Source organism: Streptomyces cinnamoneus (genome assembly GCF_002939475.1).
GTDB lineage: Bacteria > Actinomycetota > Actinomycetes > Streptomycetales > Streptomycetaceae > Streptomyces > Streptomyces cinnamoneus_A.
This window is the reverse complement of the sequence record NZ_PKFQ01000001.1, coordinates 5,182,899-5,207,485: the sequence shown is the minus strand read 5'-3', so window position 1 is coordinate 5,207,485 and position 24,587 is coordinate 5,182,899. Positions and strand designations below refer to the sequence as shown.

15 protein-coding genes are annotated in these 24,587 nt (G+C 72.7%); 4 read left to right on the top strand and 11 right to left on the bottom strand.

Annotation, left to right across the window (positions count from 1 at the left end; all coding sequences use genetic code 11):
* The first annotated feature begins 10 nt into the window (after positions 1-10).
* The 3 genes from CYQ11_RS23370 (at position 11) to CYQ11_RS23360 (ending at position 6,655) form a co-directional block, all read left to right on the top strand.
* Positions 11-931 (top strand): hypothetical protein, encoded by a 921-nt coding sequence (locus CYQ11_RS23370; RefSeq protein WP_099202257.1) that lies wholly within the window; start codon positions 11-13, stop codon positions 929-931.
* A gap of 112 nt (positions 932-1,043) precedes the next feature.
* Positions 1,044-5,798: an ATP-dependent helicase gene (locus CYQ11_RS23365; protein ID WP_181143757.1), complete on the top strand. Its 4,755-nt coding sequence runs from the start codon at positions 1,044-1,046 to the stop codon at positions 5,796-5,798.
* Between the two features lie 23 nt (positions 5,799-5,821).
* Positions 5,822-6,655, top strand: a complete 834-nt coding sequence (locus tag CYQ11_RS23360; protein ID WP_099202847.1) for a DNA-formamidopyrimidine glycosylase family protein — start codon at positions 5,822-5,824, stop codon at positions 6,653-6,655.
* Between the two features lie 29 nt (positions 6,656-6,684).
* Here the strand turns inward: CYQ11_RS23360 and CYQ11_RS23355 are convergent, their stop codons facing one another.
* The 11 genes from CYQ11_RS23355 to CYQ11_RS23300 form a co-directional block, all read right to left on the bottom strand.
* Complete coding sequence (locus tag CYQ11_RS23355; RefSeq protein ID WP_099202254.1) at positions 6,685-7,011, bottom strand: hypothetical protein; 327 nt, start codon at positions 7,009-7,011, stop codon at positions 6,685-6,687.
* A gap of 135 nt (positions 7,012-7,146) precedes the next feature.
* Positions 7,147-7,359 (bottom strand): hypothetical protein, encoded by a 213-nt coding sequence (locus CYQ11_RS23345; RefSeq protein ID WP_099202252.1) that lies wholly within the window; start codon positions 7,357-7,359, stop codon positions 7,147-7,149.
* A 50-nt stretch (positions 7,360-7,409) separates the two neighbouring features.
* The gene (locus CYQ11_RS23340) at positions 7,410-7,880 is read right to left on the bottom strand and encodes a Dps family protein (protein WP_099202250.1); all 471 of its coding nucleotides are present in this window, start codon (positions 7,878-7,880) and stop codon (positions 7,410-7,412) included.
* A gap of 244 nt (positions 7,881-8,124) precedes the next feature.
* On the bottom strand, positions 8,125-8,508 hold the full coding sequence (locus tag CYQ11_RS23335) for a helix-turn-helix domain-containing protein (protein ID WP_071965196.1): 384 nt from the start codon (positions 8,506-8,508) through the stop codon (positions 8,125-8,127).
* Between the two features lie 109 nt (positions 8,509-8,617).
* Positions 8,618-9,133 carry a CinA family protein gene (locus CYQ11_RS23330; RefSeq protein WP_099202846.1) on the bottom strand — a complete coding sequence of 172 codons (516 nt, stop codon included), beginning with the start codon at positions 9,131-9,133 and terminating at the stop codon, positions 8,618-8,620.
* 5 nt (positions 9,134-9,138) lie between these two features.
* A complete protein-coding gene (pgsA, locus tag CYQ11_RS23325; protein WP_099202248.1) occupies positions 9,139-9,765 on the bottom strand; it encodes a CDP-diacylglycerol--glycerol-3-phosphate 3-phosphatidyltransferase in 627 nt (208 codons plus the stop codon).
* Positions 9,762-11,264, bottom strand: coding sequence for a 30S ribosomal protein S12 methylthiotransferase RimO (rimO, locus tag CYQ11_RS23320; RefSeq protein WP_099202246.1), 1,503 nt, complete (start codon positions 11,262-11,264; stop codon positions 9,762-9,764). Before rimO ends, pgsA begins: the two co-directional genes overlap by 4 nt.
* Before the next feature lie 168 nt (positions 11,265-11,432).
* On the bottom strand, positions 11,433-12,248 hold the full coding sequence (locus CYQ11_RS23315) for a helix-turn-helix domain-containing protein (RefSeq protein ID WP_099202245.1): 816 nt from the start codon (positions 12,246-12,248) through the stop codon (positions 11,433-11,435).
* Positions 12,249-12,464: 216 nt separating this feature from the next.
* Positions 12,465-15,173, bottom strand: coding sequence for a DNA translocase FtsK (locus CYQ11_RS23310; RefSeq protein WP_099202845.1), 2,709 nt, complete (start codon positions 15,171-15,173; stop codon positions 12,465-12,467).
* A 107-nt stretch (positions 15,174-15,280) separates the two neighbouring features.
* On the bottom strand, positions 15,281-15,964 hold the full coding sequence (locus CYQ11_RS23305) for a response regulator (RefSeq protein ID WP_099202244.1): 684 nt from the start codon (positions 15,962-15,964) through the stop codon (positions 15,281-15,283).
* A 244-nt stretch (positions 15,965-16,208) separates the two neighbouring features.
* A complete protein-coding gene (locus CYQ11_RS23300; protein ID WP_099202242.1) occupies positions 16,209-21,701 on the bottom strand; it encodes a HAMP domain-containing protein in 5,493 nt (1,830 codons plus the stop codon).
* 212 nt (positions 21,702-21,913) lie between these two features.
* On the opposite strand from CYQ11_RS23300, the gene CYQ11_RS23295 reads away from it, so the two are divergent.
* Entirely contained in the window at positions 21,914-24,574 is a 2,661-nt protein-coding gene (locus CYQ11_RS23295) for a SpoIIE family protein phosphatase (RefSeq protein WP_099197773.1), read from the top strand.
* Positions 24,575-24,587: the final 13 nt, after the last annotated feature.

Sequence of the window (24,587 nt, the reverse complement as noted above, 5' to 3'; positions counted from 1 at the left end):
GGTCTTGTCCATGGCCCCCTCCGGAGCATCAGCCGTCGCCCGCGCAGAGCACTTCGTGTGGCTCACCGCCCGCGTCCTGGAGCAGCGCAGATTCGCCTACCACTTCCTCGGCGGCGGCCCCGACGCCGTCGAGGCGGCGCTGACCGCCTACCTCGGGGCCGACGGGGGGTACGGGCACGCCCTGGAGCCCGATCTGCGCGGTCCGGTGAGCCAGCCGCTGCACACCGCGCACGCGCTGCGCGTCCTCGACGAGATCGGCCGCTGCCGGGACCGGCGCATGGAGCCCGTGTGCCGCTACCTCACGGCGGTCTCCACCCCGGACGGCGCGCTGCCCGCGCTCCACCCCTCGCTGCGGGGCTACCCGGCGGCCCCCTGGATCCCGGTGGTGGACGACCCGCCGAGCGACCTGCTCGCCACCGGCCCCGTCGTGGGCCTGCTGCACCGCAACGAGGTCTGGCACGCGTGGCTGTTCAGGGCCACCGACTTCTGCTGGTCCGCCGTGGAGGCCCTCGGCAGCGGGGCCCGGACCCATCCCTACGAGGTGGAGGCCGCCGTCGCCTTCCTCGACGGGGCGCCGGACCGCCGGCGCGCGGAGGAGGCGGCCGAACGGCTGGGCCGGGCGGTGCGGGAGCAGCGGCTGGCCGTCGTGGACCCGGAGCGGACGACGGACCACCCCCTGCCCGAGGGGTACGCGCCCGGCGAGTACCACTTCCCGCACGACTTCGCGCGGACGCCCGGCTCGGTGGCCCGGGCCTGGTTCACGGACGCGGAGATGGAACGCTCGCTGGACTTCCTGGCCGCCGCCCAGGAGGAGGACGGCGGCTGGCCGATCCGGTGGCGCGCCTGGGCGCCGGGCACCACCCTCGAGTGCCGGCCGATGGTCACCCTCGACGCCCTCCTCACCCTGCGGGCCCACGGGCGGCCCGTCTGACCCCCCGAGAAGCCGCCGGCCGGCCCCCTCGGGCGGCCCCTGACACCCCCCGAAAGCACGGCTGACCAGCGTGTCCGGGGCATTGTCAGTGGTGCGGTGCACGATGGGGGGCATGGCGAACGACAAGGCGGCACAGGCGGCGGAGGACCCGGCAGCGGCCCTCGCCTCGTTCTCCCCCGCGACCCGCGCCTGGTTCACGGGGGCCTTCACCGCGCCCACCACCGCCCAGGCGGGGGCCTGGCGGGCGATCGACGCCGGCTCCGACGTGCTGGTCGTCGCGCCCACGGGCTCCGGCAAGACCCTGGCCGCCTTCCTCGCCTCGCTGGACCGGCTGGCCAGCAGCCCGCCGCCCGCCGAGCGGCAGAAGCGCTGCCGCGTGCTGTACGTCTCCCCGCTCAAGGCCCTCGCCGTGGACGTCGAGCGGAACCTGCGCAGTCCGCTGACCGGCATCCGCCAGGAGTCCGTGCGTCTGGGGCTGCCCGAGCCGGAGATCCGCGTCGGCATCCGCTCCGGCGACACCCCGGCCGCCGAGCGCCGGGCGCTGATCACCCGGCCGCCGGACATCCTGATCACCACCCCCGAGTCGCTGTTCCTGATGCTGACCTCCGCCGCGCGCGAGGCGCTCACCGGCGTGGAGACGGTCATCCTCGACGAGGTGCACGCCGTGGCGGGCACCAAGCGCGGCGCCCACCTCGCCCTGTCCCTGGAGCGGCTCGACACCCTGCTCGCCCGCCCGGCACGGCGCATCGGCCTGTCCGCCACGGTCCGCCCGGTGGACGAGGTGGCGCGCTATCTGTCGCCCCAGCGCAAGGTGGAGATCGTCCAGCCACCGTCCGGCAAGGAGTTCGACCTGTCGGTGGTCGTGCCCGTGGAGGACCTCGGCGAGCTGGGGGGCTCGCCCGTACAGGAGGGCGGTGACGGCAAGGAACGGCCGTCGATCTGGCCCCACGTGGAGGAGCGCATCGCCGACCTCGTCCAGGCCCACCGCTCGACGATCGTCTTCGCCAACTCCCGCCGCCTGGCCGAGCGGCTGTGCAACCGGCTCAACGAGATCGCCCACGAGCGGGCCACCGGCGAGCCCCTGCCCGAGAACCACGCCCCCGCCCAGCTGATGGGGGGCTCCGGCCCGGCCAAGGGGGCGCCCGCGGTCCTGGCCCGCGCCCACCACGGCTCGGTCTCCAAGGAGCAGCGGGCGCTGGTGGAGGAGGACCTGAAGGCCGGCCGGCTGCCGGCCGTCGTCGCCACCTCCAGCCTGGAGCTGGGCATCGACATGGGAGCGGTCGACCTGGTCGTCCAGGTCGAGTCCCCGCCGTCGGTGGCCTCCGGGCTCCAGCGGGTGGGCCGCGCCGGGCACCAGGTGGGCGCGGTGTCCACCGGCGTCGTCTTCCCCAAGTACCGGGGGGACCTGGTGCAGGCGGCCGTGGTGACCGAGCGGATGCGGCAGGGGGCCATCGAGTCGCTGCGCGTGCCCGCCAATCCGCTGGACGTGCTCGCCCAGCAGATCGTCGCCATGGTGTCCATGGACCCCTGGGACGTGGACGAGCTGCTCGCCGTGGTGCGGCGCGCGGCGCCCTTCGCCGCGCTGCCCGAGTCCGCCTACACCGGTGTGCTCGACATGCTCGCCGGACGCTATCCGTCGGACGCCTTCGCCGAGTTGCGGCCGCGGCTGGTCTGGGACCGCGTGGCCGGCACGGTGACGGGCCGCCCCGGGGCGCAGCGGCTCGCGGTCACCTCGGGCGGCACCATCCCCGACCGCGGCCTGTTCGGGGTGTTCCTGGCGGGCGCCGACCCCAAGAAGGGCGGCGGCCGCGTCGGCGAGCTGGACGAGGAGATGGTCTACGAGTCGCGGGTCGGCGACGTGTTCACCCTCGGCACCACCTCCTGGCGGATCGAGGACATCACCCGCGACCGCGTCCTCGTCACCCCCGCGCCCGGCACCCCGGGCCGGCTGCCCTTCTGGAAGGGCGACCAGCTGGGCCGCCCGCTCGAACTGGGGCGCGCGCTGGGCTCGTTCCTGCGCGAGGTCGGCGGGCTGACGCCCGAAGCGGCCCGCCGGCGGCTGACCGCCGCCGGGCTCGACGCCTGGGCCGCGGACAACGTCCTGTCCTACCTGGACGAGCAGCGCCAGGCCTGCGGCCACGTGCCCGACGACCGCACCATCGTGGTCGAGCGCTTCCGCGACGAGCTGGGCGACTGGCGCGTCGTCGTCCACTCCCCCTTCGGCGCCCAGGTGCACGCCCCCTGGGCGCTGGCGCTGGCCGGCCGGCTCAGCGAGCGCTACGGCATGGACGCGCAGGTCATGCACGCCGACGACGGCATCGTGCTGCGCCTGCCCGACGCCGACCTGATGGGGCTGGACCTGCTCGACGGCGACCTGGCCCGGCAGGGCACGGAGTACGACACCGAGCAGTCCCCCGTCGGAGCCACCGACGTCGTCTTCGACAAGGGCGAGGTCGACCGCGTCGTCACCGACCAGGTGGGCGGCTCGGCCCTGTTCGCCTCCCGCTTCCGCGAATGCGCGGCCCGCGCCCTCCTGCTCCCGCGCCGCAATCCCGGTAAGCGCACACCGCTGTGGCAGCAGCGCCAGCGCGCCTCCCAGCTCCTCCAGGTGGCCGGCGAGTTCGGCTCCTTCCCGATCGTCCTGGAAGCCGTCCGCGAATGCCTCCAGGACGTCTTCGACGTGCCCGGCCTGACCGAGCTGATGGGCGATATCGAGGCCCGCCGGGTCCGGCTGGTCGAGGTGACCACCCCGGAGCCCTCCCCCTTCGCCCGCTCGCTGCTCTTCGGCTACGTCGCCCAGTTCCTCTACGAGGGCGACTCCCCGCTCGCCGAGCGGCGGGCCGCCGCGCTCTCCCTGGACTCCCGGCTCCTGGCCGAACTGCTGGGCCAGGCCGAGCTGCGCGAGCTCCTCGACCCCGAGGTGCTGACCGAGCTGGAGCGCGAGCTCCAGTGGCTGACCGAGGACCGCCGGGTCAAGGACGCCGAGGGCGTCGCCGACCTGCTGCGCCTCCTAGGCCCCCTCACCGACGCCGAGCTGGCCGAGCGCGGCGCCGAGCCGCAGTGGGCGCGGGAGCTGGCCGACGCCCGCCGCGCCCTGAGCGTCCGCGTCGCCGGCCGGGACCACTGGGCGGCGATCGAGGACGCCGGCCGGCTCCGCGACGCCCTCGGCACGGCCCTGCCCGTCGGCGTCCCCGAGGCCTTCACCGAGCCCGTCAGGGACCCGCTCGGCGACCTGCTGGCCCGCTTCGCCCGTACGCACGGCCCGTTCACCTCGGCGGAGGCGGCCGCCCGCTTCGGCCTCGGCACCGCGGTCACCGACGGCGCGCTGCACCGCCTGGCGGCCGGCGGCCGCATCGTCCAGGGGGAGTTCCACCCCTCCGGCATCGGCCAGGAGTGGTGCGACGCGGCCGTCCTGCGCAGGCTGCGCCGCCGCTCCCTGGCGGCGCTGCGGCACGAGCTGGAGCCGGTGCCGCCGGCCACGCTCGCCGCGTTCCTCCCCCAGTGGCAGCACGTCGGCTCCCACGGTCTGCGCGGGACCGACGGTCTAGTGCGGGCCGTCGAGCAGCTCCAGGGCGCCCCGGTGCCGGCCTCCGCCCTGGAGAAGCTGGTCCTGCCCGGCCGCGTGACGGACTACTCCCCGGCCATGCTGGACGAGCTCACCGCCTCGGGCGAGGTCGTCTGGGCGGGTGCGGGCGCCCTGCCCGGCAAGGACGGCTGGGTCTCCCTGCTGCTCGCCGACGCCGCGCCCCTGCTGCTGCCCGCCCCGCACCCGCTCGAGTTGTCGCCGGTGCACCAGGCGGTCCTCGACGCCCTCTCCGGCGGCTACGGCCTGTTCTTCCGCCAGATCGCCGAGCGGGTGCGCGCCGCGAGCCCGGTGTTCGAGGACTCCGCCGGCACGGACGCCCAGATCGTCGAGGCGCTGTGGGACCTGGCCTGGTCGGGCCGGCTCACCAACGACACGCTCGCCCCGCTGCGCTCGCTGCTCGGCTCGGGCCGCACGGCCGGCTCCACCGCGCACCGCGCCAGACGCCCGGTGCCGCGCGGGCGCTACGGCGCCGCCCTCACCGCCCGTACGGGCCTGGCCTCGGCGAGCAGGTCCACCGCCTCCCGCGGCGGGCCGCCCACCGTCGCGGGCCGCTGGTCGCTGCTGCCCGAGCGCGAGCCCGACCCCACGCTGCGGGCCCACGCCCTGGCCCGCACGCTGCTCGACCGGCACGGCGTGGTGACCCGCGGTGCCGTGGCCGCCGAGGGCGTGGAGGGCGGCTTCTCCGCGGCCTACCGCGTGCTGTCCGTCTTCGAGGAGAGCGGCCAGGCCCGCCGGGGCTACGTCGTCGAGGGGCTGGGCGCCGCCCAGTTCGCCATGGAGGGCGCGGTCGACCGGCTGCGGGCCGTCGGCACGGCACGCGAGCGGTCCGGCCCGGCCCCCGAGGCCCCCTGGGACCCCCGGCCCGCCGCCCCGCGGGCCACGCGGCGCACGGTCGTGCTGGCCGCCGCCGATCCGGCCAACGCCTACGGCGCCGCCCTGCCCTGGCCCGAGCCGCCCGCCGGGGCCGCCCACAAGCCCGGCCGCAAGGCGGGCTCCCTCGTCGTGCTCCTCGACGGCGCCCTGGCGCTGTACGTCGAGCGCGGCGGGAAGACCGTCCTGGCGTGGCCCCAGCAGGAGGGGGCCGAGACGCCCGGCAGCGACGACCCCGGGCTGCGGGAGGCCGCGGAGGCCCTGGCCTCGGCGGCCCGCGCCGGCGCCCTGGGCACCGTCACCGTCGAGCGGATCAACGGCTCCGCCGCGCTGACCTCGCCCCTGGGCGCCCTGCTGGAGGCAGCGGGCTTCCACGCCACACCGCGGGGGCTGCGGCTGCGCGCGCCCTGAGCCCAGGGCACATCATGGGTCACATGCCCGAAGGAGACACCGTCTGGCGCACCGCGAGGGACCTCCACGACGCCCTGGCGGGAGAACCCCTGATCCGTTGCGACCTGCGCGTGCCCAAGCTCGCCACGGTCGACCTGACGGGCCGCGACGTGATCGAGGTCGTGGCCCGCGGCAAGCACCTGCTCACCCGGTTCGCGGGCGGCCTCACCCTGCACTCGCACCTGGGCATGGACGGGGCCTGGCGCATCCACTCCGTCGGCGAGCGCCGGCACGGCGGCGGGGGTCCGCACCACCAGATCCGAGCGATCCTCGCCAACTCCGGCCACACGGCGGTCGGCTACCGCCTCCCCGTTCTGGACCTGCTGCGGACCCCCGACGAGTCCACCGTGGTCGGGCACCTGGGACCGGACCTGCTGGGCCCGGACTGGGACGCCGGGGAGGCGGTCCGCCGCCTGCTGTCCGACCCCGGCCGGACCGTCGGCGAGGCCCTGCTGGACCAGCGCAATCTGGCCGGCATCGGCAACGTCTACAAATCGGAGCTGTGCTTCCTGCTCCGGATCTCCCCCTGGGCGCCCGTCGCCTCCCTGCTGGACCCCGAGCGGCTGGTCGCCCTCGCCAAGAAGCTCCTGGAGGCCAACAAGTCACGCACCGCCCGCATCACCACCGCCGACGTCCGCGCGGACCGCCGGCTGTGGGTTTACGGACGCGCCGACCGCCCCTGCCGCCGCTGCGGCAGCCCGGTCCTCAGGACCGAGCAGGGCCCCGCGGGCCAGGAGCGGATCACGTACTGGTGCCCCCATTGCCAGACCGGGCCGCCGCCGCTCGCCCCGCCCGGCCCCGATGAGCCGAACGAGTGACAACCGGTCCGCCATCAGCCCTTCGCCCCTCACCACTTCCGGCGGCTCCCGGCGTGCGCACCCCGTGGTCTCCGCCCCCGGGTCCGGGGCACGCAGTGCACGGGCAGCAGGCTCAGCCCCCAGCCCCCGGTCGCGACGAGGCCCTCCACGAACCCCGCGCGCCCCGGCTGGACCAGCAGCCTGTACATCGCCCAGCACCACACCAGCCCCAGCAGGAAGAGCACCACCCGCCCTGCCGGCAGCAGCAGTCCCGGCGGCGGCGCCTTCCGGCCCCGTGTCCGGCTCGCCGTGGAGCCGGGGCCGGATATCTCCGGGCCGAGCGCTCCCCGGTGTCCGGGGATGTCACGCCGGATCATCGCTGCCTCCTTAGGCCGCCACAGGCGGGTGGCCCTCACACACGGCCCCCGCACGCCCTCTGGACGGCCATGGGCGCCGACGGCGCCCCCGGGGCCCCGGGGGCGCCGTCGGCGCCCTGGGGCCCGGCGGACCCGTCAGTCCACGGGCTCCCCGCGCAGCCGGGCCAGCTCCCGCTCCAGCTCGGCGATCGTCCGGTCGCGGCGGTGCACCTCGACGATCACCCGCTGCTCGCCCTCGTGGATGCCCTCCTGGAAGACGGACCGCACGAACGCGCCGGCCGTCGCCTGATCCAGGTCCGAGACCATCATCAGCTCGTTCGTGAAGCGGATCACCGGATGCTCGCGCATGCCTTCAGGAGACCGCGCCCGGCCCGTCGCCGCCACCCGTGAGCCGGGGCTCAGGCGTTCTCGGCCTGGAACATCCAGTGGTGCTTCTCCAGGTCGCCCGTGAGGCCGATGAGCAGGTCCTGGGTGACCGGGTCCGGGTCGGCCGTCGCCTGGACGCGCTCGCGCATCCGCGTGATCACGGCGCCCAGCGCCTCGACCAGCGTCCGCACCGCCTCCGTGTCCTTCGTCCAGCCGCCTCCGACCGCGCCGATGCCACTGGTCTTGGCGACCGTCTCAGCTCGCCCGTCCGGCGTGATGCCCAGGGCCGAGGCGCGTTCGGCCACCGTGTCCGCGTGCTTGCGGGCACTGGCGACGACGTCGTCGAGCTGGAGGTGGACGGAGCGGAAACGCGGGCCGACGACCGTCCAGTGGACCTGTTTGGCTACGAGGGAAAGGTCGACCAGATCGACGAGCGCCCCCTGGAGGGAATCACCCACGATCTTGCGGTCCTGCTCCGACAGCGGGCTCTTGACGACAGACATCCGCTTCCTCCTGTTCACACATCGAGGCCGATTGACCCCAGTTTCTCCGCCGACGCGCAATGGCGCGAAACGGGCCGGGGAAACGAAAAGGGATCCCGGTCGGACTTCTGACCGGGATCCCTCGGGTGAAACAGAACGCGGGTGAAACAGACGCTCCAGCAGGTGAAACGGACGCTTCCGGACTGCGGGGACCGCCCCGGAGCTCCACGCCCGGGCCGTACGGCCCGGAACGCGACGGCTCCTGTCAGGCCGCGACCACGTCCACAGCCTCCGCTGGGGCCTTGATGGTCACGCGCTCCCCCGGAACGCCCGTCACCGAGGTGACGGACATCGAATTGAACATCGGCCGCATCGGCGCGGGTACCGGCTCGCTCGCCGCCGCCGACTGCGCCAGCTCGGCAAGCGACAGCTCGTCACTCACCTCACGCATGACCTCGGACATCCGAACGTCCAGAGCGTCGCAGATTGCGGAGAGAAGCTCGGAGGACGCCTCTTTCTGCCCGCGCTCGACCTCGGAGAGATATCCGAGCGAGACCCGGGCCGACGAGGAGACCTCGCGCAGAGTGCGGCCCTGGCGTTGGCGCTGCCGACGCAGCACGTCACCCAGCAGGCGACGGAGCAGAATCATCGGTGGCTCCCTCCTTGGACCGCGAATCCGGTTCCTTCACGCCCCACCGTACCGCCTCGGGGTGCGGCCGTGCGGGGAGCTATGTCGTGTTCACTCAGGGCTGCAAACATCAATTCCCCCCGTTCTGTTCCGTATCCTTTGCCCCCGCGTTCCCTGCCAGTTCGCGCAGGAGCAGCGCGAGGACCGCCCGTACGCTTTCCGCTCGGATACCCACCCGGTCGCCGTTCAGTGACAGCTCCTGGACGGAAGACGAGCCGCCCGGCCCGGCGACGGCCACGAAGACCGTGCCGACGTCCTTGCCGTCCTGCCGCTCGGGGCCGGCGACGCCGGTCGTGGCCAGACCCCAGTCGGCGCGCAGCAGCGTCCGCACCCCGCGCGCCATCTGCCGCGCCACCTCGCCGTCGACGGCCCCGCGCTGTGCGAGGAGCCCCTCGTCCACGCCCAGGACGTCGCACTTGACCTCGGTGGCGTAGGCGGTGACCGAGCCGCGCACGGCGCGGGAGGCACCCGGGGCCGTGGTGAGCTCGGCGGCCACCAGGCCGCCCGTGAGCGACTCCGCGGCGGCCACCGACTGGCCCCGCTCCAGCAGCGCCGCGAGCACCTCGTCGGCCCGGCTGCCGCCCACCGCGCTCACCGTCCGGACCCTCCGGCCCGCCCTGCCCGGCGCAGCTGGAAGGCCTGCTTGACGTAGTCGAGTCCCGTCAAGACGGTCAACGCCACGGCGACCGCCATCACCCAGAAGCGCAAGGTGGCCAGCGGACCGACCAGCGGCAGGATGTACATGCCCACGCCCACGCCCTGCGCCAGCGTCTTCATCTTCCCGCCGCGGCTCGCCGGGATCACGCCGATCCGGATGACCCAGAACCGCATCGCCGTGATGCCGATCTCGCGGAAGAGGATCACGCCCGTCACCCACCAGGGCAGGTCGTCCAGGGCGGACAGGCAGATCAGGGCGGCGCCCATGATCGCCTTGTCGGCGATGGGGTCGGCGATCTTGCCGAAGTCGGTGACCAGGTTGTACGTGCGCGCTAGGTGACCGTCGAAGAGATCGGTGATCATGGCCACGGCGAACGCCGCCCAGGCGAACGAGCGCCAGGCCGGGTCGTAGCCGCCGCCGTGCATCATCAGCAGGACGAAGCCCGGCACCAGCAGCAGCCGCACCATGGTGAGGATGTTGGCGATGTTCCACAATCCGGCCGGCCGCACGCCCTTGGTCGGAGCCGGGCCTCCCGCGGCGGAGGCCGGGAGTCCGCTCATCTGCCCGCCTCCTCGGTACACCCGCCCCCGCTCCCCAGCGGCTCGGCGACGAGGTCCACGCCCTCGCTCGCCACCACCTTGGCCACGACCATACGGCCGGGAGCCGGTGCGGTCTCGATGCCGCCCGCCGTGGTGAGCGTGACCTGGCCATCGGTCTCGGGCGCCTGGTGGGCGGCCCGGCCGATCACCCCGTCCTCGTCGTCCACGCGGTCGACCAGTACTTCGATCGTCTCACCGACACGCTCCTCGGCGCGCTGGGCGGTCAGCTCCTCGGCGAGCCGGGAGACCCGCGCCAGCCGCTCGGCGACGACCTCGGGGTCGAGCTTGTCCTCGTACGTGGCCGCCTCGGTGCCGTCCTCGTCGGAGTAGCCGAAGACGCCGATGGCGTCCAGGCGCGCACCCGTCAGGAAGCGCTCGAGCTCGGCGACGTCCTCCTCGGTCTCACCGGGGAAGCCGACGATGAAGTTGGAGCGGGCGCCGGCCTGCGGGGCCTTGGCGCGGATGGTCTCCAGGAGCTCCAGGAAGCGCTCGGTGTCGCCGAAGCGGCGCATGGCGCGCAGCACGCCGGGCGCGGAGTGCTGGAAGGACAGGTCGAAGTAGGGGGCGACCTTCTCGGTCGAGGTCAGCACGTCGATCAGGCCGGGCCGCATCTCGGCGGGCTGGAGGTAGCTGACCCGGATGCGCTCCAGGCCGTCGACGGCCGCCAGCTCCGGAAGCAGGGTCTCCAGCAGGCGGATGTCGCCGAGGTCCTTGCCGTACGAGGTGTTGTTCTCGGAGACCAGCATGATCTCCTTCACGCCCTGCTCCGCGAGCCAGCGCGTCTCGCCGAGCACGTCGGAGGGACGGCGCGAGATGAAGGAGCCGCGGAAGGAGGGGATGGCGCAGAAGGAGCAGCGCCGGTCGCAGCCGGAGGCGAGCTTCACGGAGGCGACGGGGCTGGTGCCGAGTCTGCGGCGCAGCGGCGCGCGGGGCCCGGACGCGGGGGCCACACCGTCCGGCAGGTCGGCTGGCGGGGTGTCCTGCGCGTGGCCGGGCAGGGCGACCGTGCCGGCCTCGCCGGCACCCTGCCGCTCCGCCGGGCTGATCGGCAGCAGCTTGCGCCGGTCGCGGGGCGTGTGGGAGGCGTGGACACCGCCGGACAGGATGGTCTGGAGGCGGTCGGAGATGTCGGCGTAGTCGTCGAAGCCGAGCACGCCGTCGGCCTCCGGCAGGGCTTCGGCGAGCTCCTTGCCGTACCGCTCGGCCATGCAGCCGACGGCGACCACGGCCTGGGTGCGGCCGTGGTCCTTGAGGTCGTTGGCCTCCAGGAGGGCGTCGACGGAATCCTTCTTGGCGGCTTCGACGAAGCCGCAGGTGTTGACGACGGCCACGTCGGCGTCGGCGGCGTCCTCGACGAGGTCCCAGCCATCCGCCGCCAAGCGGCCTGCCAGCTCCTCCGAGTCCACCTCGTTACGGGCGCAGCCAAGTGTGACAAGAGCGACGGTACGGCGTTCGGGCATAGGGCTCAGCCTACTTTGTCCCGGCACCTCCTCGGCTGCCGAGTGGCACGCGGCCGCGGAGAGCCTGGTCACCCGCAGGCTCTCCGCGGCCGGTTTCCCACTGGTTCCCCGCTCGTGCCCGCGGCCTCCCGCGGGGGCCGGCGCCGGCGCCCGGGGCCGGACCCCGGATCAGCCCGCGGCGGGGTCGCCCCTGGTGTAGCTCAGGCGCTGGACCTGTCCTTCCTCGCCCACGTTCTTGACCTCCTTGCCGTTCACGAACAGTTGCACGGCTCCGGCGTTGCCCAGCACCAGGTCGATGCGCTTGCTGTCCGTGAAGGTCTTGGAGTCGCCCTGCTTGAGCACGCCCTCCTCCAGCAGCTTGCCGTTGTGGTCCTTGGCCGACATCCAGGTCTGGCCGTTCTCGGCGGTGAGCTTGACGGTGACCTTGTTCGCGGGGACGCCGGCGATGGCGCTGGCCGAAGCCTCCGCCTTGGGATCGGAGGACGCCTTGGTGGAGCCGGCCTTGCGGCTGGGCGCCGCGGAGGGCTTGGCGGAGGCGGGGTCGGCGGTGACGGGACCGCTCTTGCCGCCGCCGTTGAAGAGGGTGAACCCGACGAAGCCGACGACCGCCACGATCGCGGCGACCATGGCCGCGGTCCAGTTGGGCCGGCGGGGCTCGGGCCGGATGCGTTCGGCGTCGAAGAGCGGGGCCGCGGGGGTCGGCACGGGGCGGCCGCCGTGCTCCGCGTCGTACTGGGCGACGAGCGGGCCCGGATCGAGTCCGACGGCATGCGCCAGCGTGCGGATGTGTCCTCTGGCGTACACGCGACCGCCGCAGCGGGTGAAGTCGTCCTGTTCGATCGCGTGCACGATCGGAATGCGGACGCGGGTGGTCGAACTGACGTCGTCGACCGTCAGTCCGGCGCTGATGCGGGCCTGATGGAGGATCCGTCCGACTGAGGGCCGGTCGTCCTCTGGAGACTCTGGAGAGTTGCCGATGGACACGTGGGCGCCTTTCGAGCGTGCAGCCACCTGCTGGAGATTCAGTCTAGGGGGGATGCGAAACGGTCGGGCAAGCGGGAAGCCGGACTTTGTAGGCCATCAGAAGGCTCTGCGGTAACGGCGGTGGCACATCGCCCCTCCCCCCTCGCTCAACTGCGCTCCCGTCCGAGAGAAACGGTTGACCAGGGACCCTTTCCGGTGGTTGTCGGCCCCGGCGGATTACGCTCCGCCGTCCCCGCGGAGCACAGCGAGGACCCCGTCCAGCTCATCGGGCTTGACCAGCACGTCGCGCGCCTTGGAGCCCTCGCTGGGGCCCACGATGTTGCGCGACTCCATCAGATCCATGAGTCTGCCCGCCTTGGCGAATCCCACACGCAGTTTCCGCTGGAGCATCGAGGTCGAGCCGAATTGCGTGGAGACCACCAGCTCGGCGGCCTGGCACAACAGATCGAGGTCGTCCCCGATGTCCTCGTCGATCTCCTTCTTCTTCGCCGAGCCGACCACGACGTCCTCGCGGAAGACGGGCGCCATCTGCTCCTTGCAGTGCCGGACGACGGCCGCGACCTCGCTCTCGGTCACGAAGGCGCCCTGCATGCGGATGGGCTTGTTGGCGCCCATCGGGAGGAACAGGCCGTCGCCCTTGCCGATGAGCTTCTCGGCTCCCGGCTGGTCGAGGATGACCCGGCTGTCGGCGAGCGAGGAGGTGGCGAAGGCGAGCCGCGAGGGCACGTTCGCCTTGATCAGACCGGTGACGACGTCCACGGACGGCCGCTGGGTGGCGAGCACCAGGTGGATGCCGGCGGCGCGCGCCAGCTGGGTGATGCGGACGATCGAGTCCTCGACGTCGCGCGGGGCGACCATCATCAGGTCCGCCAGCTCGTCCACGATGACCAGCAGGTAGGGGTACGGCGACAGCTCCCGCTCACTGCCCTCCGGCGGCTTGACCTTGCCGGCGCGCACGGCGGCGTTGAAGTCGTCGATGTGCCGGAAGCCGTAGGCGGCCAGGTCGTCGTAGCGCAGGTCCATCTCGCGCACGACCCACTGGAGGGCCTCGGCGGCCCGCTTGGGGTTGGTGATGATCGGCGTGATCAGGTGCGGGATGCCCTCGTAGGCCGTCAGCTCGACCCGCTTGGGGTCGACGAGCACCAGCCGTACGTCCTCCGGGGTGGCCCGCACCAGCAGGGAGGTGATCAGGCAGTTGATGCAGGAGGACTTGCCGGAGCCGGTGGCGCCGGCCACCAGGATGTGCGGCATCTTCGCGAGGTTGGCCATCTCGTAGCCGCCCTCGACGTTCTTGCCGAGCGCGACGAGCATGGGGTGGTCGTCCTCGGCGGCGGCCGCCAGGCGCAGCACGTCACCGAGGTTGACCATCTCGCGGTCGGTGTTCGGGATCTCGATGCCGACGGCGGACTTGCCGGGGATGGGGCTGATGATGCGGACGTCCGGGCTGGCGACCGCGTAGGCGATGTTCTTGGTGAGCGCGGTGATGCGCTCGACCTTGACGGCCGGGCCCAGCTCGACCTCGTAGCGCGTGACCGTCGGGCCGCGGGTGAAACCGGTGACGGCGGCGTCGACCTTGAACTCGGCGAAGACGTTGGTCAGCGAGGCCACTATGGCGTCGTTCGCGGCGCTGCGGGTCTTGCCCGGTCCGCCGCGCTCGAGCAGGTCGAGCGAGGGCAGCGCGTAGGTGATGTCGCCGGCGAGCTGGAGCTGCTCGGCCCGCGCGGGGAGCCCGGAGGTGGGCTCGGGGGCCGGCTTGGTGAGGTCGGGCACGGACCCCGTGGTGCGGCCGGGCTCCGGGGAGGGCGGTGCCTTGCGGGCGCCGCGGGCGGTCGGCAGGGCGCCGGTCCGCTCGCCGTCCGGGGCGATGCCGCTGCTGAGGTCGGCGACGAGCGGGGAGGGCTGGACGCCGTGCAGCACCGCGCCGTCGAGGGAGGCCGCGGCGGCGGCCGCCAGGTCCACCGCGTCCGGCTCCCGCCCGGCGGGGGGCTCCACCGGCGTGGACCGCGGCTTGCGGCGCCTGCCCAGCGCCTCCTCCTCGACGCGGTCGGGGTCCGGCGCGGCGGCGCGGCGGGGCCGCCGGGCGGGGGGCTCGCGCCACTCGTCGGCGTACTCGGCGTAGCCGGCGGCGTCCTGCGGCCCGTACTCGTCCGGGTGCGGCTCGATGACGCCCAGCCGTATCCCGAGCTGTCGCAGCCGCCGGGGAATGGCGTTGACCGGTGTCGCCGTGACGACCAGCAGGCCGAAGACGGTGAGCAGCGCCAGCAGCGGCACGGCGAGCACCTCGCCGACCGTGAAGAGCAGGGGCTTGGAGGCGGCCCAGCCGATCATCCCGCCCGCGTCCTGGAGGGCCTGCGAGCCGTCGCCGCGGCCGGGCGAGCCGCAGGCCACGTGGACCTGTCCGAGGACGCCGAGGACCAGCGCGGACAGGCCGATGACGATCCGTCCGTTGGCCTCGGGCCGCTCGGGGTGGCGGAGGAGGCGCACGGCCATGATGCCGAGCAGTATCGGCACCACGAGGTCGAGGCGGCCGAAGGCGCCGGTGACCAGCATCTTGATGAGGTCGCCCACGGGGCCTTCGAGGTGCGACCACGTGCCGGCGGCGACGACGAGCGCCAGGGCCAGGAGCAGGAGGGCGAGCCCGTCCTTGCGGTGGGCGGGGTCGAGGCCCTTCGCGCCCCGCCCGACGCCGCGGAAGAGCGCGCCGGCGCCGTGCGCGAGCCCGCGCCCGGCCTTGCGGGCGCCGCCGGCCGGCCGCTTGGCGGCGGCCTTCTTGACGGGTGCCTTGCGGGCGGGCGGGCGGCCCGCCGGCTTGGCCGCGGGCTTCCTCGCCGGTGCCTTGCGGGCGGCAGCCCCGGACTGTCCGGCGCGCTGCTTGGAGTTGCCCGCCGTGCTCTGGGAACCCTTGCCGGACGTACGTGAGGCCATGGTGCCGAGATTACCGTTGTCCGCCGTTCGGTACACGTGCGGCCGGGTGTTCACCCGTTCGTGTCGCGAGGCAGCGGTGACAATGGTGACGTGGCGTCAAAGGGCGGTCAGCCCTGGGCCGGCAGCGCTCCGGCCCCGCCCGTCCCGGGCTCGAGCGCGTCGAGCGCCCGTCGCAGCCCGGTCAGCTTCCGCTCCAGGTGCGCGGCGGTCGCCACCGCGGCGGCGTCGGCCGACTCGTCCAGCTGTTTGGAGAGCGCCTCGGCCTGCTCCTCGACGGCGGCCAGGCGCGCGGACAGCTCCGCGAGGATGCCCGCGGGCTCCTGGGCCTCGATCGCGCCACCGCGGCCGCTCTGGCCGCTCTCCAGCTGGAGCCGCAACAGGGAGGCCTGCTCACGGAGCTGGCAGTTCTTCATGTACAGGTCGACGAAGACCGAGACCTTGGCGCGCAGCACCCACGGGTCGAAGGGCTTGGAGATGTAGTCCACCGCGCCGGCGGCGTAGCCCCGGAAGGTGTGGTGGGGGCCGTGGTTGATGGCGGTGAGGAAGATGATCGGGATGTCCCGGGTCCGTTCCCGCCGCTTGATGTGCGCGGCGGTCTCGAAACCGTCCATGCCGGGCATCTGAACGTCCAGCAGGATCACCGCGAAGTCGTCCGTCAGCAGCGCCTTGAGCGCTTCCTCCCCTGACGATGCCCGTACCAGCGTCTGATCGAGCGCCGAGAGGATCGCCTCCAGCGCCAGCAGATTTTCCGGCCGGTCATCGACCAGGAGGATCTTGGCCTTCTGCACCATGGCCCGTCCTCCTCGCCCCGGCAGTGCACCGGGCGCCGCCCCAGGGGACGACTCCCTTGCGCCGCCCGTCCTTGTGCCGGTCATGGTAGCCGCACCCCGCCTGTCGCCACACCCTGTCACCGCGATGTCACTGTGCACGTAGCAGAAACGCGGTGGGGGACCAGAAGGTTCCCCGAATACCGCGGTCCCACACGTCTTCGGCCACACTCAGTCAGCAAACCGTCAAATAGTCAACGAGGTTCCGTCACTCTGCGCGCATCCACTGCTCCATCACCGTCAGAAGATGATCCGTGTCGACCGGTTTCGTGACATAGTCGGACGCTCCCGCATCGATGCTCTTCTCCCGGTCGCCCTTCATCGCCTTCGCCGTGAGCGCGATGATCGGCAGCCCGGCGAACTGCGGCATCCGGCGGATCGCCGCCGTCGTGGCGTAGCCGTCCATCTCCGGCATCATGATGTCCATCAGGACCACCACGACGTCGTCGTGCTGCTCCAGCACCTCGATCCCCTCGCGGCCGTTCTCCGCGTAGAGCACCGACAGGCCGTGCTGCTCCAGCACGCTGGTGAGGGCGAAGACGTTGCGGATGTCGTCGTCGACGATCAGCACCTTCTCGCCCTGGAACGACCCGCTGAAGCCGGCGTGGACGTGGTCCCCCGCCTCGGCGTACGGCTCCGCCGTCCCCGGCTCGTGCTGCCCGGAGGCCGCGAGGGCCGCCCGCGCGCCCGGCACGATCTCCCCGCCCTGGCCCGGCCCGGGCAGGGCCGGCATGCGGCTGGCCGCCTGGGCGGCGCGCCGGCGGCGCAGGAACATTCCGGCCGCCTGCCGGGCCGACGAGACGTCACCCTCGGTCGCGCCGCCCGCCTCGGGGGACGACTCCTGCGGGTGCGCGGCACTGCCGTCGCCGGCCTGCGGATAGCCCTGGGGGGGCAGCTCGCCGGGGTTGAGCGGCAGGTAGAGGGTGAAGGTCGAGCCGCGGCCGGGCTCGCTCGCCGCGTCGATCTCGCCGCCGAGCAGCCGGGCGATCTCCCGGCTGATGGACAGTCCCAGGCCGGTGCCGCCGTACTTGCGGCTGGTCGTGCCGTCCGCCTGCTTGAACGCCTCGAAGATGACCCGCATCTTGCTCTGGGCGATGCCGATGCCGGTGTCGGTGACCGAGAACGCGATCAGGTCGGCATCCGCGTCGCGCAGCGAACCGGCCTCCAGCAGCTGCTCCCTGATGCTGTCCGGCACGTCCGCGCCGGCCGGCCGGATGACCAGCTCGACGGCGCCGGTGTCCGTGAACTTGACCGCGTTGGACAGCAGGTTGCGCAGCACCTGCAACAGCCGCTGCTCGTCGGTGTGCAGCGTGGCCGGCAGCTCCGGCGACACCCGCACCGAGAAGTCCAGGCCCTTCTCCGCCGTCAGCGGCCGGAAGGTGGCCTCCACGTAGTCGACGAGCTGGACCAGCGCGATCCGCGTCGGGCTGACGTCCATCTTGCCCGCCTCGACCTTCGACAGGTCGAGGATGTCGTTGATGAGCTGGAGCAGGTCCGAGCCGGCGCCGTGGATCGTGTCCGCGAACTCGACCTGCTTCGGGGAGAGGTTGCCGTCCGCGTTGTCGGCGAGCAGCTTGGCCAGGATGAGCAGCGAGTTGAGCGGCGTGCGCAGCTCGTGCGACATGTTGGCCAGGAACTCGGACTTGTAGCGCATCGAGACCGCGAGCTGCTCGGCGCGCTCCTCGAGCACCTGCCGGGCCTCTTCGATCTCGGTGTTCTTCACCTCGATGTCGCGGTTCTGCCGCGCCAGGCGCTCGGACTTCTCCTCCAGCTCGGCGTTGGAGATCTCCAGCGCCTTCTGCCGGTTCTCCAGCTCCGCCGAACGCTCGCGCAGCTGCTCGGTGAGCTCCTGGGACTGCTTGAGCAGCACCTCGGTCTTGGTGTTGACGCTGATGGTGTTGACGCTCGTGCCGATCATCTCGGCGATCTGGTTGAGGAAATCCTTCTGGATCTGCGCGAAGGGCTGGAAGGACGCCAGCTCGATGACGCCGAGGACCTGTCCCTCGAAGAGCACGGGCAGGACGATGACGTGCGCCGGCGGCGCCTCGCCCAGCCCTGAGGCGATCTTCAGGTAGCCCGGCGGCACGTTCTCCACGAGGATCGTGCGCTTCTCCTTGGCGGCCGTGCCGATGAGCGACTCGCCGGGCCGGAAGGAGGTGGGCATCGAGCCCATCGAGTAGCCGTACGAGCCGAGCATCCGCAGCTCGTACGCGTCCTCGCCGCTCTCCCCGTCCTGCGGTTCCGTCGGCATCGCCAGGAAGAACGCGCCGTGCTGGGCGGAGACGACCGGGGTCAGCTCGCTCATGATCAGGCCAGCGACGTCCTCCAGGTCCCTGCGGCCCTGCATCAGGCCGGAGATGCGGGCGAGGTTGCCCTTGAGCCAGTCCTGTTCCTTGTTGGCGAGCGTGGTCTCGCGGAGGTTGGCGATCATCGTGTTGATGTTGTCCTGGAGCTCCAGGATCTCGCCGGCCGCGTCCACGTCGATCTTGAGGTTGAGGTCGCCCCGGGTCACCGCCGTGGCGACCTCGGCGATGGCCCGCACCTGACGGGTCAGGTTGCCGGCCATCTCGTTGACCGACTCCGTCAGGTCGCGCCAGGTGCCGTCCACGTCCCGCACCCGTGCCTGGCCGCCCAGCTGGCCCTCGGTGCCCACCTCGCGGGCGACCCGGGTCACCTGGTCGGCGAAGGAGGAGAGCTGGTCGACCATCGTGTTGATCGTGGTCTTCAGCTGGAGGATCTCACCGCGCGCGTCGATGTCGATCTTCTTGGTGAGGTCGCCCTGGGCGATGGCGGTGGTCACCATCGCGATGTTGCGCACCTGGCCGGTGAGGTTGGACGCCATCGAGTTCACGGACTCGGTGAGGTCCTTCCAGGTGCCGCTGACGCCCGGTACGCGCGCCTGGCCGCCCAGGATGCCGTCGGTGCCCACCTCGCGGGCCACGCGCGTGACCTCGTCCGCGAAGGACGACAGCGTGGTCACCATGGTGTTGACCGTGTCGGCCAGCTGCGCGACCTCGCCCCGGGCCTCCACCGTGATCTTCTTGGTCAGGTCGCCGTTGGCGACCGCACCCGCCACCTGCGAGATGTTGCGCACCTGGCTGGTGAGGTTGTTGGCCATCAGGTTGACGTTGTCGGTGAGGTCCTTCCAGATGCCGGTGACGTCCCGCACCCGCGCCTGGCCACCCAGCTGGCCCTCGGTACCCACCTCACGGGCCACCCTCGTCACCTGCTCGGCGAAGTCCGACAGCTGGTCGACCATCGTGTTCACGGTGGTGACCAGGGCGAGGATCTCGCCCTTGGCGTCGACGGTGATCTTCTTCGAGAGGTCGCCCTTGGCCACCGCCGTGGTCACCTCGGCGATGTTGCGCACCTGCGACGTCAGGTTGTTGGCCATGAAGTTGACGGACTGCGTGAGGTCCTTCCAGGTGCCCGAGACGCCCTGCACCTCCGCCTGACCGCCCAGGATGCCCTCGGTGCCCACCTCGCGGGCCACGCGCGTGACCTGGTCGGCGAAGGAGGACAGCTGGTCCACCATCGTGTTGAGGGTGTTCTTGAGCTCCAGGATCTCGCCGCGCGCGTCCACGTCGATCTTCTGCGACAGGTCACCGCGCGCCACCGCCGTGGCGACCTGCGCGATGTTGCGGACCTGGGCCGTCAGGTTGCCGGCCATGCCGTTCACCGAGTCGGTGAGGTCGCGCCAGACGCCCGCCACTCCGGGCACCTGCGCCTGACCGCCGAGCCGGCCGTCGGTACCGACCTCGCGGGCGACGCGCGTCACCTGCTCGGCGAAGGCCGAGAGCTGGTCGACCATCGTGTTGATGGTGTTCTTCAGCTCCAGGATCTCGCCGCGCGCGTCCACGTCGATCTTCTGCGACAGGTCACCGCGCGCCACCGCCGTGGTCACCTGGGCGATCTGCCGCACCTGGGAAGTGAGGTTCCCGGCCATGAAGTTGACCGAGTCGGTCAGCTCCTTCCAGGTGCCGCTGACGCCGTCCACCCTGGCCTGACCGCCGAGCCGGCCCTCCGTGCCCACGTCCCGCGCCATCCGCGTGACCTGGTCGGCGAAGGAGGACAGCTGGTCCACCATGGTGTTCACGGTGTTCTTCAGCTGGAGCATCTCGCCGGAGACGTCGACCGTGACCTTCTGCGAGAGGTCGCCGTTGGCGACCGCGGTCGTCACCTGGGCGATGTTGCGCACCTGGCCGGTGAGGTTCCGGAAGGCGGTGTTCACCGAATCGGTGAGGTCCTTCCACGTACCCGCCGCACCCGGCACCTGCGCCTGACCGCCCAGCTCGCCCTCGACACCGATCTCACGCGCGACCCGCGTCACCTCGGCGCCGAACGACTGGAGCTGGTCCACCATGCCGTTGACGGTGTTCTTCAGCTCCAGCATCTCGCCGGAGACGTCGACCGTGACCTTCTGCCCCAGATCGCCGTTGGCGACCGCGGTCGTCACCTGGGCGATGTCCCGGACCTGGCCGGTGAGGTTCCGGAAGGCGGTGTTCACCGAATCGGTGAGGTCCTTCCACGTACCCGCCGCACCCGGCACCTGCGCCTGACCACCCAGCCGGCCCTCGGCACCGACCTCACTGGCCACGCGCGTCACCTCGTCGGCGAAGGTGCGCAGCGTCTCGGTCATCTGGTTGATCGTCTCCGCCAACTGCGCGACCTCGCCGCGCGCGCTCACGGTGACCTTCTGCGACAGGTCGCCGTTGGCGACCGCCGTCGTGACCTGCGCGATGCCGCGCACCTGGGCCGTCAGATTGCCGGCCATGAGGTTGACCGAGTCGGTGAGGTCCTTCCAGACGCCCGCCACTCCCGGCACCTGCGCCTGACCGCCGAGCTCGCCCTCGGTACCGACCTCCCGCGCCACCCTCGTGACCTCGGAGGCGAAGGAGGAGAGCTGGTCCACCATCGTGTTGACGGTGTTCTTCAGCTCCAGCATCTCCCCGGCCACATGGACGGTGACCTTCCGGGAGAGGTCGCCCTTGGCCACCGCCGTGGTCACCAGAGCGATGTCCCGCACCTGGGCGGTGAGCCGGGACGCCATGGTGTTGACCGAGTCCGTGAGGTCCTTCCAGGAGCCCGACATCCCGCGCACCCGGGCCTGGCCGCCCAGCTTGCCCTCGGTACCGACCTCGCTGGCCACCCGCGTCACCTCGTCGGTGAACGCCGACAGCTGGTCCACCAGCCCGTTGACCGTGCGCCCCACCTTGAGGAACTCCCCGCGCAGCGGATGCGCCGAGCCGTCCGCCCCCTGGGAGCGCAGGTCCATCCGCTGCTCCAGGTCGCCCTCGGCGACCGCGGACAGCACCCGGCCCACCTCGGAGACCGGCCGCACCAGATCGTCGACCAGGGCGTTCGAGGCGTCGATCGCCGAGGCCCAGGCCCCCTCGCAGGCGCCCACCTCCAGCCGCTCCGTGAGTTTTCCCTCACGTCCGACCACCCGGCGCACCCGCGCCAGCTCGCCGGTGAGCTGGAGGTTGCGGTCCGCCACCTCGTTGAAGACGGCCGCGATCTCGGCCATGACCCCGTCGCCGGAGACCGTCAGCCGCTTGCGGAAGTTCCCGTCCCGCATCGCCTCCAGGGCGGACCGCAGCCGGTTGAGGGCCGCGGCGTCCACCTCCGTCGTCCCATTGGGCCGGGACCGTCCGCCCTTCGCGCGCGTGCTCACGCCCCGCGCCGCCGCGCCAGACTCCACCGTGTCCCTCCCGCAGGGTCGATCATCCTCGTCGGGCTTCCGCTTCGAGCTTTCCCAGTGTTTCACCCCGGCCCAACCAGGCCATAACAGTCGGCAGCATCGCACACGGTCCGCCGGCACCCCCAAGTGTGGAATCCCTGTGCACCGGCATCCGCGCACCCGGCGGAGGTAAGTAACCTGGCATCCGGCCAGGCAATGGAGGGGCGCTGCACATGGGTGAGCAGATCGCCGAGACGCACACGAGGAGACCTGTGATCACCGCGCGGGCTGCCGCCACCTTCGAGCCGGTCGGACGCTCGGTCGCCGCCGCCCGGGCCTTCGTCCGGGACACCCTCCAGGGCTGGGGCTTCCCCGACGTCATCGACGACGCCGTCGTCCTCACCAGCGAGCTGGTCACCAACGCCGTCGTCCACGCCGGCACCTCCGCCGAGGTCGTATGCGCACGTATGAACGCCGGCGTACGGGTCGAGGTCTCCGACCGTTACCCCGAACGTGAACTTCCGGTCCAGAACCCGGCAGGCCGCTTCGGCAGCCTCGACCGCGAGGGCGGCCGCGGCCTCCTGCTGTGCGCCGCCCTGGCCGGCCGCTGGGGCGTGGAGTACAGCTCCACCCACAAGACCGTCTGGTTCCGCCTCGACCTGCCCGACCGGCCCGCGGGCACCCGCTCGGCGGGCCCCGCGCTCCCGGCCGAGGCCCTGCCGCTGGCCGACACCCGCGTCCGCGTCGCCGTCATCCAGATCGACCGCGGCGGAACCATCGCCGCCTGGAACGACGACGCCCAGGAGCTCTTCGGCTTCAGCGCCGACCAGATCACGGGCAAGCCCCTCGCCGACCTCGCGGCCTGGCCCCACACCCCCGGCACCTCCACCGGCATCGCCGAGGCCCTGCGCCTCTCCCGCTGGGAGGGCTCCTACGGCATAAGGGGCGCCGACGGCCGCGTCGTCCCTGTCTACGCCTCGCACCTGCGCGTCCGCGACAACACCGGCGCCCCCTCCACCGTCTGCCTGCTCGTACGGGACGAGGAGCGCGCCGTCCTGCAGAGCCCCGTCCGCTCCGGCGCCACCGACGCGTCCGGCAACGACCGGGGAGGGGCGACGGACCCCTTCGAGGTCTTCATCGGCTCCCCCGCCCCCGACGACCTCGACGGCCTCCTCCAGCGCACGGTCGAGCGCGCCCGCGACATGCTCGACGGCGACTCCGCCTACCTGCTGCTCGCCACCGACGACGAGACCGAACTGGAGGTCCGCGCCTCCACGGGCCTGCCCTCCGCCCGCCAGCGCTTCGCCCGCGTCCCCGTCGAGGCCGGCACCGGCCGCTACGGCTCCGCCCGGATGCCCGCCGTCCACGACGACCTCAGCGCCGTGCCCGGAGCCGTCCCCCTCCTCGCCGACACCGGCATGCGCTCGGTCGTCACCGTCCCGCTGAAGGTCGAGGGCCGCCTCACCGGCTCCCTCGGCGTCGCGGCCGAAGCCCCCCGCCGCTACGGCAACGAGGAGGCGCTGCGGCTGCAGTTCGCCGCCGACCGCATCGCCCTCGCCGTCGAGTCCGCGCGCCTGGGCGAGCTGGAACGCCTGCGCCGCGGCTCGCTCTCCTTCCTCGTCGAGGCGTCCGACCTGCTCGCGGGCACCCTCGACCGCGACCAGACGCTCGCCCTCATGGCCCAGATGACCGTCCCCACACTGGCCACCTGGTGCGCGGTCTACACGATCGCCGACCAGAGCTCGGAGCCCGAGCTGTCCTACGTCCTCCACGAGGACGAGGACCGCATCGACGGCCTCAAGGCCCTGCTGTCCAAGATCGCCCCGCCGGACCCGGTCCCCACCCCCGGCGCCCGGGTGTGGCCCGCCCCCTCCGAGGCCGCCCACTCCGCCGCCCTGCGCACCTCGCTGCGCACCCTCGGCCTCGCCGACGCCCCGGACCACACCCCCGGCCCGGGCGCCTCCCTGGCCACAGCGGCCGCCGTCGGCGGCGAGACGGTCGTCCTGCCGCTGGTGGCCCGCAACCGCGTCATCGGCATGCTCACCCTCGGCAAGCCCACCGACGACCACTTCCGCCAGGAGATCCTCGAACTCGCCGAGGACCTCTCCCGCCGGGCGGCCCTCGCCCTCGACAACGCCCGTCTCTACAGCGAGCGCACCGCCATCAGTCAGAGCCTCCAGCGCAGCCTCCTCCCGCCGGAGCTGCCGGACGTCCCGGGCGTGGAGGTCGAGGTCATCTACCGCGCGGCAGGCGAGGGCAACGAGGTGGGCGGCGACTTCTACGACCTCTTCCCCATCCGCGACGGCGCCTACGGCTTCGCGATCGGCGACGTCTGCGGCACGGGCCCGGAGGCCGCGGCCGTCACCGGCCTGGCCCGCCACGCGCTGCGTCTGCTGGCCCGCGAGGGCTTCGGCGGCCCCGCGGTGCTGGAGCGGCTCAACGCGGCCATCCTGGACGAGGGGGCCCGCAGCCGCTTCCTCACGCTGCTCTACGGCGAGCTGTGGCCGCAGGTGGACGGCAGCGCGCTCCTCAAGGTCGTCTGCGCCGGCCATCCCCTGCCGCTGCGCCTGCGGCAGGACGGCACGGTGGAGCCGGCGGCCGAGCCGCAGCCGCTGCTGGGCGTCATGGACGACCTGGAGCTGTACGAGCAGACGGTCACCCTGGACCCGGGTGACGTGCTCCTGTGCGTCACGGACGGCGTCACCGAACGGCGTGAGGGCGCACGCATGCTGGGCGACGACGGCCTGGCGGACGTGCTGACGACCTGCACCGGCCTCACGGCCGGCGCGGTCGCGGCCCGGGTCCTGCGTGCGGTCGAACGTTTCGCTGCGGAGCCCGCCTCCGACGACATGGCCATCCTGGCCATGCGGGTGCCGGAGCGTCAGGAGGACTGACGTCAGGGGCCGG

Excerpts from the sequence above, each read along its gene's own strand:
- CYQ11_RS23370 (WP_099202257.1), top strand. The coding sequence starts at position 11 with ATGGCCCCCTCCGGAGCATCAGCCGTCGCCCGCGCAGAGCACTTCGTG.
- CYQ11_RS23365 (WP_181143757.1), top strand. The coding sequence starts at position 1,044 with ATGGCGAACGACAAGGCGGCACAGGCGGCGGAGGACCCGGCAGCGGCC.
- CYQ11_RS23360 (WP_099202847.1), top strand. The coding sequence starts at position 5,822 with ATGCCCGAAGGAGACACCGTCTGGCGCACCGCGAGGGACCTCCACGAC.
- CYQ11_RS23355 (WP_099202254.1), bottom strand. The coding sequence starts at position 7,011 with ATGATCCGGCGTGACATCCCCGGACACCGGGGAGCGCTCGGCCCGGAG.
- CYQ11_RS23345 (WP_099202252.1), bottom strand. The coding sequence starts at position 7,359 with ATGCGCGAGCATCCGGTGATCCGCTTCACGAACGAGCTGATGATGGTC.
- CYQ11_RS23340 (WP_099202250.1), bottom strand. The coding sequence starts at position 7,880 with ATGTCTGTCGTCAAGAGCCCGCTGTCGGAGCAGGACCGCAAGATCGTG.
- CYQ11_RS23335 (WP_071965196.1), bottom strand. The coding sequence starts at position 8,508 with ATGATTCTGCTCCGTCGCCTGCTGGGTGACGTGCTGCGTCGGCAGCGC.
- pgsA (WP_099202248.1), bottom strand. The coding sequence starts at position 9,765 with ATGAGCGGACTCCCGGCCTCCGCCGCGGGAGGCCCGGCTCCGACCAAG.
- rimO (WP_099202246.1), bottom strand. The coding sequence starts at position 11,264 with ATGCCCGAACGCCGTACCGTCGCTCTTGTCACACTTGGCTGCGCCCGT.
- CYQ11_RS23310 (WP_099202845.1), bottom strand. The coding sequence starts at position 15,173 with ATGGCCTCACGTACGTCCGGCAAGGGTTCCCAGAGCACGGCGGGCAAC.
- CYQ11_RS23305 (WP_099202244.1), bottom strand. The coding sequence starts at position 15,964 with ATGGTGCAGAAGGCCAAGATCCTCCTGGTCGATGACCGGCCGGAAAAT.
- CYQ11_RS23295 (WP_099197773.1), top strand. The coding sequence starts at position 21,914 with ATGGGTGAGCAGATCGCCGAGACGCACACGAGGAGACCTGTGATCACC.